At 53.9% G+C, this 13,069-nt stretch carries 10 protein-coding genes and 1 pseudogene; 3 read left to right on the top strand and 8 right to left on the bottom strand.

The genetic code is table 11. The annotated features are described in order from the left end of the window. Nucleotides 1–14: 14 nt before the first annotated feature. The 5 genes from FLM21_RS06140 to FLM21_RS06160 form a co-directional block, all read right to left on the bottom strand. Nucleotides 15–245 carry a hypothetical protein gene (locus tag FLM21_RS06140; RefSeq protein WP_148714721.1) on the bottom strand — a complete coding sequence of 77 codons (231 nt, stop codon included), beginning with the start codon at nt 243–245 and terminating at the stop codon, nt 15–17. 104 nt (nt 246–349) lie between these two features. After that, entirely contained in the window at nt 350–1,102 is a 753-nt protein-coding gene (locus FLM21_RS06145; protein ID WP_148714722.1) for a peptidoglycan recognition protein family protein, read from the bottom strand. Continuing rightward, nucleotides 1,099–1,686 carry a PAAR domain-containing protein gene (locus tag FLM21_RS06150; RefSeq protein ID WP_148714723.1) on the bottom strand — a complete coding sequence of 196 codons (588 nt, stop codon included), beginning with the start codon at nt 1,684–1,686 and terminating at the stop codon, nt 1,099–1,101. Before FLM21_RS06150 ends, FLM21_RS06145 begins: the two co-directional genes overlap by 4 nt. Before the next feature lie 113 nt (nt 1,687–1,799). Next, a complete protein-coding gene (locus tag FLM21_RS06155) occupies nt 1,800–2,927 on the bottom strand; it encodes a phospholipase D-like domain-containing protein (RefSeq protein WP_187360109.1) in 1,128 nt (375 codons plus the stop codon). 129 nt (nt 2,928–3,056) lie between these two features. Continuing rightward, entirely contained in the window at nt 3,057–3,572 is a 516-nt protein-coding gene (locus tag FLM21_RS06160; RefSeq protein ID WP_187360110.1) for a DUF4189 domain-containing protein, read from the bottom strand. 386 nt (nt 3,573–3,958) lie between these two features. On the opposite strand from FLM21_RS06160, the gene FLM21_RS06165 reads away from it, so the two are divergent. The 3 genes from FLM21_RS06165 (at nt 3,959) to FLM21_RS06175 (ending at nt 10,942) form a co-directional block, all read left to right on the top strand. Beyond that, entirely contained in the window at nt 3,959–6,193 is a 2,235-nt protein-coding gene (locus FLM21_RS06165; RefSeq protein WP_148714726.1) for a phospholipase C/P1 nuclease family protein, read from the top strand. Nucleotides 6,194–6,329: 136 nt separating this feature from the next. Next, nucleotides 6,330–6,662 (top strand): helix-turn-helix domain-containing protein, encoded by a 333-nt coding sequence (locus FLM21_RS06170; protein WP_246120832.1) that lies wholly within the window; start codon nt 6,330–6,332, stop codon nt 6,660–6,662. 131 nt (nt 6,663–6,793) lie between these two features. Beyond that, entirely contained in the window at nt 6,794–10,942 is a 4,149-nt protein-coding gene (locus tag FLM21_RS06175; RefSeq protein ID WP_148714727.1) for an NACHT domain-containing protein, read from the top strand. A 220-nt stretch (nt 10,943–11,162) separates the two neighbouring features. On the opposite strand, the gene FLM21_RS06180 is transcribed toward FLM21_RS06175, so the two are convergent. The 3 genes and pseudogenes from FLM21_RS06180 to FLM21_RS21250 all read right to left on the bottom strand — a co-directional run. Then, nucleotides 11,163–11,912, bottom strand: coding sequence for a hypothetical protein (locus tag FLM21_RS06180; protein WP_148714728.1), 750 nt, complete (start codon nt 11,910–11,912; stop codon nt 11,163–11,165). Between the two features lie 32 nt (nt 11,913–11,944). Further along, entirely contained in the window at nt 11,945–12,976 is a 1,032-nt protein-coding gene (locus tag FLM21_RS06185; RefSeq protein ID WP_246120704.1) for an IS3 family transposase, read from the bottom strand. Further along, nucleotides 12,904–13,053: pseudogene (locus tag FLM21_RS21250) on the bottom strand (transposase); the annotation flags it as partial. The gene FLM21_RS06185 and the pseudogene FLM21_RS21250, both read right to left, overlap by 73 nt. Nucleotides 13,054–13,069 lie beyond the last annotated feature (16 nt).

The raw sequence follows: 13,069 nt of genomic DNA on the forward strand, positions 1-13,069 counted from the left end.
TTAAACATATGCCCTTAATCGGATTTCCCGAGATTACGGCGCACCTGTTTTTGCCAGTCGTCGTAGATTTTGTAGCAGGCCGCGACGTCATTTAGGCCGTGGCGAGCCCGGCAGAACCGCTCGAACTCCTTCAGCTCCGGCGGCGTCAGGTCCTCAAGCGGCTCTACATCACACTCCCCACAATGGACCGGGTTGCGGTAGACGAACTGGAACGACGGGTACTTCTTCACAAAGAATTCGCTCACATCGCTATCGTGGCGGTCAATCTGCTCGTACCCGATGAACAACCGGAAGCACACTGCTACTAAGACGCCTACAGCTAGCATGACTAGTTGGGAGCGCTTGACCCTCATTTGGCGGGTATCTTCATGTTGAGGTCTTTCCGAATCATGTTTACCAAGTCCATGCCGTAGCGGCCGGGACATGCGCGGCCTTCACCAGTAGCGTTTCTTTGGAACTCCTGGTGGCCGCCAAAGACTTCGAGGAAGAAAACGGTCTTCAGCACTTCGACCAGCTTGTACAGCGCCTTGATTTGCGCGTCTGTGGGCTCATCCGTTGCGGTGTCGGCTTTATCTGCAATCCAGCCTGCGGCGCCTTTTATCTGTTCCCACGTGGACTTCTCCTTGTACTCTTGCTCGTAGGCTTCGCCGTGAACGCTGAAGTCCGCGAGCATCACGATGCCAAGTACGCCGGTGTTTCCGCCGGAAATATGCGCGCCTTTATACCGGACGTCTAAGGCCTCGTAGATGGTACCGGCGCAATCAATCGCGTAGTGGTACGAGAGCTGCTGGAACTTGCCGAAGTCGATTTCCTCGGCCTTCTTCAGCTGCTCCACGCCGTCGGCATGGCAGCTGAAACTATTGCCGGCATGATGAAGGGCGATGGAATCGTAATCCCAGTCCTCTTTTGCTTTGCCTGGCTTTGCCCCCCACTCAGAACGCGTCTTGAACGTGAAGCCGGCGCGCCGCAAGGCCAGAATGATGGCCTGCCTGGTTGCCGCCTTGTCGTTCACCGTTATCTTGTGCGGAACAATTTTCTGGCCAGTGACGCGCTCGAGCACGGCTACGGTTTCGAAGTCGCTCTCTTTGAGCGGTTTGCTCATATTCTGACTTCCTTCTTCTCGAGCATCCGTTTGGGGGCCTTGAATAGGACGCTGATGGATACCGATTCGGCCTCGTTGCCCTGAATAGCTTCAGTCAGGCCGTTGGAATCGGTCTTGCCCAGCTTGGTGGAGCCATCTGCGCGCGTGAGCAGGTAGTCCCGATACGGGAGAGGATTGCCGTCGTCGTCCTCGACGAGGAACTGCACCTCGTGCGCGGCATCGCTCGGTGCACCGGGGGCTAGCAACTGCGCCGCCGCTGCGGCCGACGCCGCTTTACTTGAAATCGCGGCTGCTGCGCCACTGCCGCCTCCGGCTTGTTCATGCGTTCCCCTGGTTTGACCACCAGCAAGTAGCACTGCGCCACACGCTGTTTTGTCCCCGTCGCGAGCAAGCTGCCGCCCCAAGAGCGAGATGTTCCCGCCGCCTTGGACGATGGCGAAGCTGCCTTTGCACTGCGGACAGACCGTCATGTCACCGATGGTGGCGATAGGTTTGCCATCGAAGGCCATCGGGCTTTGCGCGGAGACCACCGTGCCCCCATGGCTGGTCTTATCGCCTAGAACTACGAAGAGCTTGCCGGCCATAACTGTGATTTCGTAAGTTTTGCGAAATTATGTTGCACTGCACAGCAGAAGCGCAAAACCCATTGCACTCCGTGTCGCGTTTTGGTTATTCAGCGAGTGCTAATGCGTGTACGTTATTGCGGAGGTCGGTAATACAGCCCATCAAGCATTGCGACACGAGAATCCCATAACTCGGGTTCACGCCTGCGGCTGATTCTGTGGCTCGGCCTGGTGCTATTCCACCATCGTGACCCTAGAATTGGCTGAACTACTCGCTCCCAGTAGTTCGCCAAGGTCAGTGACGACGCTGCATAACCCAAGTCCGCTGCAAGCCCTCTGCTGTTTTCTCTGTTCACGCAGACAAAATAATCGGGTCTTTTCATCGCAAGCAGTCGACTTGCTGATGGCACACCGCCTACACGTTTTTTACCCTCAAAAGCGCGTTGGAACTTCTCGCAAAACTTCTCGTAGTGCCCATGGTGAATAGGACCTGCAAGCGGAATGCACTTTAATGCTTTTGCGATTGAGGCTGGTTTGGAATTGATTATGTTGTAAAAGGTGCCGAAGCCCGTCATGGAACCGAAGAGCTTCCAGTCAATATCGCTTTTATCGCTTGCTCTAGGGACCCCTGCAATTGCGCGATGCTCGGCGGGCAACAAGTACTTGAAGTTCGGTTCGTCTCTGCAAAACATGCTTTCAGCTGATTTTAAAAGGTCCAGCCTAGCTGCATATAGGCTATCGTTGGCTATATTCTCGACGAAGTCTTCCCACGAAAGACTCAGCAACTCGGTAGCGCCAGGCGGAAACTGGGGCTTCAACGCATGCAAGAGCTGCTGCCTAATCTCCCAATCTACCTTGTAGTCCGCCAATAGCTCTGCGGTGATACGCTGGCCAGATTCCCACCAGCCCTCACACCGCGCTTTTAGCGATTGGAAGATTTCGCTATGCCATCCCCCAAGGAGCTTAACGTTTGCCTCTTCGTTTTTTGCTAAACCGCCCTGGGTAAAATTGCTACTACCAACCAGCGCAATGCCGATGTCACCTTTTCGAAACAAGTAAATCTTGGGGTGGAAGGTGAAGTTCTCAGTGAAGTAAACCCGTGCCACATCGCTATCCTGCCACTCCTCTAAAAATTGTGGGTCAGTATAGGCAAAATCAATCCCTACAACGAGGTGCTTTATTCGCCGCCTATTTTTAAGCAGGGTTGGATTTGCCGGATTGCTCTTTGCCCACGCGACTGCAAACCACGCGGCATCGCACATGTTTAGCTCAGTAGCTATTGCAGTTGAAGTTTCTACGGAATTGAGTAGCTGTATATGCATTGGGTACGCCGCCGCCTGCAAGGGGAATTCGGAATGTACTTCTAAGCCGCTGCACCACTTTAGGCCATGTCAGCAGCCATCCGAGTTCCACCCCCATGCCTGCTTGATGGGGTCATAACAGTAAGCCGCCTGGAAATGGATGCTGCAGCCGTTCTCAAAGGTTCGAATGCAGTCCCCGTTGTTGCACGTCTCGTCGAACCGTACCGCACGACCAGTTGGTGGTTGGCACTGCTTTGCCTTGGCTTGGGGCTTGCCGTTGTTCGCCACGCCTACGCTGTCGTAGAACCAGCTCACGTGCTCATTGCATTGGCCAAATGTAGCGGTGCACTTCTCTGCAGCCAAGTCGACCGCCGTCTGCTGCTCGACGTGGAAGACATAGCTGAACCCTGACTGGTTGGCGCTCTTCGCAACGGCGAGATAGCCAGGGCCTGGGTAGGTCGCCAGTATCTTGCACTTCAACTCGGCCTTTGGCCCCAAGGCCTTTCGGGCCTCTTCCCGGCAAGCGGCCAGTGCTGATGCCTCGGCTTCTGCCTTGGTCGCGCTATTCCAGGTGTTGCCCAGAAACACATCTCCTTCGACCGACATGCTCGCGATGGAAGAGACCGCTGACGCTTGCAGCGGGACGAGCGATGCCAGAGCGGCAGCCAGAGCTACTCGGAGATTCCTCATTTTGCGGCCCGTGTACGTTATCAAAAACTACGCAAATCGTAGTCATTGTTAAGTACGGACGCAACGAAATTCGTAGTTTTGGTGAAAGTGCTCACTGTTGGAGCGCACGCCGTGCTGAAGCAATCTGAGCGGACAATCCATTGGTCTGCAGTGCCTTGACCTTGTTAGGTCAACGGCATATTTCTTTCTTCCATCTGCCGCCTCACCAACTTTGACTGGAAGGTGGGCGGTATACATGGCCTAGCGCGGTGGCGGGCTGCGCTGGATTGAGTTGAACCACCCATGCCTTTTGAGAGGACGACATGGAACGCTTCATACGTAGAGCAGAGCCCTCCGCCCTGAACTTGCACGACTTGCTCGAAGCCCGCGACCACTACTACGTCCACATCGCGAATCTGCCCACTGTGATTGGCACGGCGGTGGGCCGGTACCGGATTCGTCAGCGCGACCTCAACTTCTCATCGCCTGAATTCACTCCGGGTGACATCGACCTGGGCCCAAGGACGCTGGATAACAGCGACTTCAAACCTTGGTCATGGCCTTGCGTGCTCGTGTTCGTGAACGAATGGCTCGACAAGGAAACGATTGCGCGCCACCCCGAATTGTCCGTTCCTCCGGTGTTGTATCTGCCCGATGGACGCCAGGTCAGAACCTGTCCAATCCTGGTTGAAAAGCGCCAGAACAACCTGCCGCCGGCGGAAACAACAGCTTTTGCATCGGACAACTTTGGCCCAGGGTTCCAGGTCTACGTTGCCGACCAAGGCTCCACGCGGATGGGGGTCGCTTCAGCCATCGTCGAGGATGGCGCCAGTGCCTACGCGCTTGCGAGCCGACACTTGGTCGCAGACGTGGACCCCGGTAGTGCTGTCTTTGCGCTCCCTCGAGGAAAGCGCCTGGACATCGGTCGGGTTACCAGTCGAGCCGTCGATACGTTACCGCTGCAGGAGGTTTACCCAGGGTTCGCGGGCAGGTCCTCGCGCCTCACCTTGGATGCCGCCTTGGTGAAGCTGGATTCGGTCGCATCGATATCGTCCCAGTACGTCGATGTGGGCCGCATGGGCGAGCTGGTCGACATCAGCGCCGACAAGATGAGCCTCAGCTTGATTGGCTGCCCTGTGTTTTCCGTGTTGCCTGGCGGCCATCGCGTCGAAGGGATTGTCCACGGTTTGTTCTACCGGCATGCAACGCTTGGCGGTGTGGATTCGCTTTCTGAGTTCCTCATTGGACCTCGAGATGCCGGCCAGAGCGTGGAGACGCGTCCCGGTGATTCTGGTGCCGTCTGGTTCTGGGACCATATCGCAGACCGGAAACCCCGGCCGGACGATGCGCCTCCCGCAAAGCAAACGGATGCGGCAGGTGACGATGAGACCTACCGGCCATTGGCCGTGCAGTGGGGAGGTCAAGGGTTCTCCGCCAATAGTGGTGGCCCGGCTCGCGAGTTTGTTCTAGCGACCAGCATGACGGCCATCTGCAAGACCCTGAGCGTCCAAGTTGTTCAGGAATGGGACACGAACCAAAGCCGCTATTGGGGAAAGGTGGGCCATTACAACATCGGCTACGCTGCCTGCTTTGCGCTGCAGAGCCCCAAGGCGCAGGCTTTGTTCGCAGCGAATGCAACGGCGATTGGTGTGAGCGACCAGGACATCGTGGCCAAGCGCCTGCCCAGTGCAAAGCAGAAGACACAGTTCATCGCGCTTGCCGATGTTCCGGACCTGGTCTGGCGCAGCTCGCGTGGCAAAGACAAAGCCAACCACTTCGCAGATATGGACGAGCCTGGTAGCGGCCGGTTTGCCGGGAAAACGTTGCTCGACCTGTGGAACAGCGATATCTCGTCACGGGACCCGCAGGTGTGGAACGAGTTCTACAGCAGCATCGACCCCGACAGAAAGCCGGAGCATCGAGGCGCATTGCCGTTCCGCGTGGCGCAGCTTTACGAGGTGATGGTCGAGGCGGTTCGTGAAGGCCACATCGACAAGTACGTCTGCGCCGCAGGTGTACTGGCCCATTACATCGGCGACGCATGCCAACCACTCCACGTTTCGTACCTGCACCATGGGCAGCCGCACGATGAGGGTGACGACAAGGTCCACGCAGTCTACGAGGACGACATGCTCCAGTTTGCAGCGGTCGAAGTCGTTGGTGGCGTGAAGCAGCGTGTCGCAGACCGAGAGCCATTGACCATCACTCGAGGTGGAATGGCTGCCGCAGACGCAGTCGTGTCGCTGATGCGCCGGACCGTTGCCGAGCTACCGCCTGCTGAGGTGGTGGAGGTCTACCAACGGGTCCGAGGTTCCGGACAGTCCTCAGCGATGTGGCGAGAGCTCGGCGAGAAGACCCTGAACCGTATGGCCGACGGCGCTATCACGCTGGCCACGGTTTGGCAGTCAGCGTGGACCGAGGGCGGTGGCGATGAGCCGGGCCGCTTTACTGAAAGCGAGTTGAAAATACCCATACCGGTCGAGCTGTTGAAAAAGCTCTACGACGCGAAGAGCTTTGCAGAGTCAAAGTGGCTCTTCGAAATGAGCGTGCCGAGGTAACGCGCGCGTTCGAAAAAGAAAGCCCAGCTCCGAGAGCTGGGCTTTTCATTGCACCTCTGATTCAGCCCTTCCTTGGCTACGAAACTCGTAGTATCTGCCCACATAGTCATCAACGGATATTCGTAGCCTTTCTAAGGTGGACGAGGTCTCGAGGGTGGCTGAACAGGCTGAGGGTTCTCTTTTTGGGCGACGGCTGAAGCACATCCGCCTTGAGGCCGGCTTGTCTCAGAAGGCGCTCGGCATCCGAGCGGGGCTCGACCCTTTCGTGGCGAGTGCTCGAATCAACCGCTACGAACGCGGAATCCACAAAGTGGACTATCAGTTCGTGACCCGCCTGGCTGAGGTCCTCAACGTGCCGAGCGCGTACTTCTATGCGGAAGACGATGACTTGGCCGACCTGATTCTTGCTTTTGGGCGAGAGGATGCGGCGACTCTGGAAGCCCTACTCGCTAGCGTCAGGGCACGATAGCGCTCTTACGCGCGCGTCCTACGCGCTGCCCTCGGAGTACCCCCATCCACACTGGTTGCTCTCTTGTTCTCTGGCATAGCCTACAAATAAGCTTGGATTTCACAACAAAACAAGCTTGATTGGGGGCGCCTGTGCTACCGATAGACTTCGCACGTATACGAAGCACACCAAAAAGTCGTAACGATAGTTTCGAAGCACTAGCGGTGCAGCTTTTTCGGAAGAGCTGCCAAGCTCCTCAGGATTCGACCTTTGTTAGCTTAAGGGGGGACGGAGGCGACGGCGGTGTAGAGGCATACTTCCGAGCCCCTGACCTACAGGTTATCGGCGTCCAAGCAAAATATTTTTTCCAACTTGGAACGAAAGAGCTTGAGCAAATAGACGGCTCATTAAAAAGCGCGCGTACAAATCATCCGACATTGTCCGAATATTGGATATACATCCCATTCGACTTGACTGGACGTGTTGCCGCTGGAAAGCGAGGCAAGAGTGAGGCGGAGCGCTTCGAAGAGTGGAAAGCCTCTGTCGAGGAGAAAGCCGAAGTAGAAGGAGCGGCGCTTAGCATTGTTCTATGTAGCGCAGCCATAATTCGGCAGCAAATACTAGCAATAGATGAGCACGGAGGTTTGCGCCGTTATTGGTTTGATGACTCAATACTCACATCAGCTCAAATTCAAGAGTGCCTAGCTAGCGCGGCTGCTTTTGCGGGCCCAAGATATTCGGCCGGGCTAGATGTCGTGACAAGTGCTTATACTGGCCTGGACTTTTTCGGTGGAGCTGGAGACTTTAGCGCGTGGCAGAAAAATACATTGGCTCCGCCATTTAATGGGCTGCGGTCGCTTATGCATTCTTCCAACGCTCTGGAAATATTAGGGGCCGAAGTTTCGGCTAAAGCACGCAGTTTGGTGGAAGCTGTTTTGACGGAATGTCGAGCAATTATTAGGGCAGAGCATGCTGCAAGTAGCGTAGAGAGTGCGCTCAAGTCGATTTCTGAATTGGTTCCAATTCTCATGGCGGCGCGCGACAGTCAAGAGCGTGAATTTAATGCGGCTCATGGGAAGGAAAGTGATACGCCAGCATTCCGGCAGTTTCACGCTGAATATATGTGTACTTTCCCTGCCGCCAATATGGACTCTGCTCGCGATTGGGTGCGTTGGACACAAAATCTACATGATGTGCTTGCTTCCCCAATACTAGGCACCACCATAGCACAGTCTTTACTTCTGGTAGGGCCGGCAGGTGCTGGGAAAACCCACGCATTAGTTAGCGCTGCGTTTAGGAGGCTTAAGTCTGGCGCTTTGTCTTTAGTGGTTTTTGGTGAGGATTTTGGTAGGGCCGAACCGTGGGAAGTACTGCGTAGCAAGCTAGGGTTTGGTGACGCTATGGCACGTTTCACGCTGTTTGAATGTTTGCAAGCAGCCTCGGAACATACAGGATTCCCATTTGTGATTTTTATTGATGCACTCAATGAAAGCCCAAGAAGTGCCAGATGGAAAGACAAGCTCCCCGAGCTCCTCTCTCAGTGTAGGCCGTATTCTGGGGTAAAAATTTGTGTATCAGTCCGGGATACTTTTAAAGATTTGGAGGTTGACTCTAGATTTCCCGGGATAGCCTTCGAGTACAACGGCTTTGAGGGGACGGAGTTCGAGGCTCTTCAGGAATTTGCAAAGTACTATGAAATTGACGCAGAAATCACCCCACTTTTTTCTGCGGAATTGAGCAACCCACTGTTTCTGCATTTGGCCTGTAAAGTCATAAAGGCTGAGGGACGGACCTCTTTAGATATTTCCTTGCCTGGTTTTACAGCATTGTTCGAGCGTCATCTTAAGCACTGTGATGACTTGGTCCGAGCGCGCCTAAATTACGCGAATCCTAGGAATGTAGTTCGGCAGGCGATGTTGCGTGTGACAGATGTAGTTACGCAGAAAGAACCCCAGCATCGGACATGGGATGCCTGCGTTGCGGCTATCTCAACGATTGCTGGTGCCGAAATCAAGCCCGAAGAGTTACTTCGAGAACTTGAACATGAGGGTTTAGTAATTCTCTCGTCTGAGGACGATGATACGTGGCTCGTAAGGCTAGGATATCAACGGTATGGCGATGTGCTACGTGCAACTAGCTTAATTGAGAGCCTGGACAAGGCTTCTGAAGAGATATTTTCCGTGCTAGCTAAAAAGATAGCGGGATTCTCTTCCGATGATGAAGGAGTATTGGAAGCCTTGGCTATCCTTCTACCGGAAAAGCTAGGAGTGGAAATAACAATAGAGGACTTAGGGCTTGATGAAAAACTAGCTCACCGTTTGTTTTTAGATTCGCTTGTTTGGCGTTCGCGTGTAAGCATGGGGCAAGACATTTACGCACATGCGCGAGCGGCCCTAAATGCGCCAAATCTCTGGATGCACGCATATGACATATTTTTCCGTCTCTGTTTGGTGCCCGAGCATCCTCTCAACGCTCGAAACTGGTTAAGTCCACTGTTTCAGCGACATGGGATGGTAGAGCGAGATGCTTTCCTTTCTATTGCTGCTTATAAATCTTTTGATGCCAATGGAGGGGTCCGGTCTCTCATTGAATCTTCTCTATTCGCTGAGATTCCGCGCTGGCCTGCAGAAAGCCGGATGCTAGCGACTTTTTCCTTGGCATGGCTAAGCTCGGTAGCAGACAGACGAGTAAGGGACCAAGCATGTAAAGGGTTGACTAGGTTGCTTGCATATCAGCCTGACTTGGCTTCTGATTTGTTAATGGAGTTTCAAGGGTGTGCTGACGATTACATCGTGGAAGGTATTGCTCTGTCTATTTATAGCGCAGCTCTTCTCGAGCGAGGAAAAGCCGTTGAATTTGTACCCGCGCTAGATAGACTACTTACTCATTTTTCTGATTATCAGAATATTCTTGTTAGAGATTCTATTAGATTGCTTGGAGCCCGGCTAGCCAGGTTTGGGTTGCCTGACTCTGTTGCGGTCAAGCTTAGCGATTTCCCACCTAAGGCCTCTCTTCCGGAACGTTGGCCTGTTTTGGCTGATGCTAAGCCGTTGTTGGAGCTGGAGCGACTGCCAACTGATATGAAACTTTGGGGGCAGCAGCTGCTACCTGATTTTTGGAGATATCAAGTTGAATCCAAACTGTGGAACTTTGACATCAAGTCGGCGGGTGTAAGCAACGAAAATATCGCATGTTGGATAATGATGGAGGCGCTACGAGTCGGGTTTCCAGGGCAAGACCAGTGCGCCCACGTGCATGACCAGACGATAGTTAGGGAATTCGGTTCGGGTAGAGGAAGAGTGGGTTATGCCGAGAGAGTTGGGAAAAAATATTATTGGTCGGCTCTCCATCGTCTTATCGGAATTTTTGCTGAGAATGTTCCACTTAAAAAGGAACGATTTGCCGATTGGGAGCCTCCCACTGGCTATTTTTGGTCGATTCACCTTCGCAAAGCAGACCTCACCGATATACGCGACATCGTTGCTCCAAATGAGTATCCATCAATACTTTACCTTCCGAATTTTATTTTCCCTCCTCGCGATAAAGATATTAAAGATTGGGTTCGGGGTGGGAAATTACCCGAAGACCATGAATGCCTTATCTGCTTGGATGAAGGCGGTCAGGAGTGGGTTGCCCTTGAGTTAAATATTCGCGGGGATGACCGGTCAGAGGACGACGAATCTTGGAGAGACCCTCATTTAAGCGTGAACGTGTTTTATAACAGCGTATTCTTCTCTGGAGACCTTCCGAACTTTAGCTCGGATGAGGAGCGGAATGATTACTTCGACAGCAATCACACGAGTTGTTATCGGGGATATCTGGCCGAGTATCCAGATGGAATAGTTTTTGACCAACTGGCTGACGAAGGTTACTTCTTTGAGGGTGACGAGAAGTCACTGGTTTCTACATTTACGCTGTCACGCGGCGGAGAGTGGGAGTACGACTTTTCATTCACAACGCCGGAAAGACAGGGTGATTTGAATGCACCATGTAGAGAGCTAGTTGATATTTTGATGTTGCAATGGGATAAAAATAACGGGTGGGTGGACATCACCGGCACTTTGGTTGCCTTCGCCGCGCAAGCGGAGGGAAGTAGTGGTGTATTTATCAGGAGAGATAGCTTAAATAAATACTTGTCCACAATTGGAAGGCGGCTCGTTTTTCGCCGATTTGTAAATCGTGGTTACTATACAAACGGTGTAGACGACAATTCTCAAATTGATATTGTTACGTGGCTTCTTTATAAGCAACAGACAAAAATGGATTTCCTAGGTTTTAAAGAGGTTCCCTATAATTGTTGAGCTTAATTGACTCGGGAAACATGCTTGTGGTTTATCGCGAGCAGGTCGTCATCTCCTATTCAGCTACAGTGATAGAGGCGGCAGTTAGCGTTGCGCTTCAACGCGAAGAGCCGGGCTGTGTAAGTAGCTTAAGAAGCGCGATGCGACTTTACAAAGAAATCGGTCGACAGCGCTGCGTTTTCAGGATACCTGGATGCAAACATAAATCTATGTTCGCCAGTTAACAGGTCTGCTTGCCATCGGCCTGCTCTAGGCCGTAGCACTCAAGCGCCTTCCGCATATAGCCCTTCCCGAGCTTCCCGAACATGTAGCTGAGTTCCCAGTTCTGACCAGCTATGCTTTCTGTATGCGCTCTTGTGGCACCAACTTTGACGTGCCCACGAGCAATATCCACGAGAGTCATGAACTCAGCTCTCTGTGGTTTTGTCATCCCGCTCAGCAACTGCCAGGCCCTTTTTTCAGAAGTACTTTGTTCTTTGTTGAGAAGCTTGCGGATATCCGAGGCACCGCTCACCGATTTGATGATGCCTCCTTCACCATGCCTCTCGTCTAGAAGAGCATCGTCTATTTCGATGAGCTGTTTAAGTAGCTTTGCGTCGATATGTTCAAGTGCAAGTTCGTGCCCTGCATCGGCAGTGCTCTGTAAAAGGCGTACCTTACGTCGCCAAGTAGGTGCATTTGCTCCACGCGCCTTGTTTTCGAGGTTAGCCACCTGCTTTTCAAATAGTGAGCGAAGCTGTTCTGCCTTGCCGACGGTTCCCATATAGTCATCGATTTGGTTAAAAACGCCCGTAGTCGGTGCAATTATAAAATCCCCACCTTTAAATCTACGCTCGCAAAATTCCCCTTCTTTCGCGTTGAGCGTTTCCCCGTCAAATGCATCTTCAACTACATAATCTGAGTCATTCAGCCTCCACAGGTATTCAGCCTCTTCAGACGCATGGTGTTTATCTGCACCAAGCGGGTCCATCGACGTCACCCCCTCATGAATAGCATTTCGCTTTAGAGTCCGGCCCCCGATATTACCGGTTTCTTCCTCGCTAGCTGCCGGGCATAGGCCGATGGCGTCAGCCCGCCCAACGCCTTCTTCGGCCGCTCCTCGTTGTATTCCCGTCGCCAGGCTTCGATCACCACCCGCGCATGCGCCAAGCTGGTGAACCAGTGCTCGTTCAGACATTCGTCCCGCAGCCGGCCATTGAATGATTCGATGTAAGCGTTCTGGTTCGGTTTGCCCGGTTCAATCTGCCGCAGCGTGATGCCGCGCCGGTACGCCCAGTGCAGCATCGCTCGACCGCAGAACTCCTTGCCGTTGTCAGTGCGAATCACCTGCGGCAAGCCGCGTGAGACCGCTAATCGATCCAGTTGCCGCGTCAGAATTTCGCCACTGATGGCTCGCTCCGGGATCACCGCAATGGCTTCATGCGTGGCATCGTCGACAACGGTCAGGCATTTGATCACTCGTCCTTCGGCCGTGCGATCAAACACGAAGTCCATCGACCAGACCGCATTGGCGACCTGCGGCCGGATCAGCGGCTGCCGCTCCGATGGCGGCACCTTCTTGCGCTTGCGTCGCCGCACTTGCAGCCCGGCCAGTGCATATAGCCGTTCTACCCGCTTGTGGTTCACTGCCCAGCCGCTCTGGCGCAGCTTCAGATAGATCATCCCTGCACCGTAGCGACGATGGCGCTGCGCCAGTTCGACGATCCGCTGCCGTAACATGCCGTTCCGATCCGGCTTGGGCCGGTAGCGCAAGGCGCTCGGACTCATTCGGGCGATGCGCAACGCCCAGCGCTCACTCAGACCCCGTCCGGCGAGGAACCGCACCAGCTCGCGTCGCGTTGGTGCGGTCACCACTTTTTTTGCAGTGCTTCCTTGATGACCTCGTTTTCGAGCATCGAATTGGCCAGCATGCGCTTGAGCCGAGCATTCTCGGCCTCGAGTTCCTTGAGCCGCTTGGCGTCGGAGACGCTCATGCCACCGAACTTGCTGCGCCAGAGATAGTAACTGGCTTCGGAGAAACCGTGCCGGCGGCACAGTTCCTTGATGGGCAAGCCCGCTTCGGCCTCGCGCAGGAAGCCGATGATTTGTTCTTCGGAAAAGCGTTTCTTCACGTCCAGTCTCCTTGAT

The organism is Chitinolyticbacter meiyuanensis (assembly GCF_008033135.1).
In the GTDB taxonomy this organism is placed as follows: domain Bacteria; phylum Pseudomonadota; class Gammaproteobacteria; order Burkholderiales; family Chitinibacteraceae; genus Chitinolyticbacter; species Chitinolyticbacter meiyuanensis.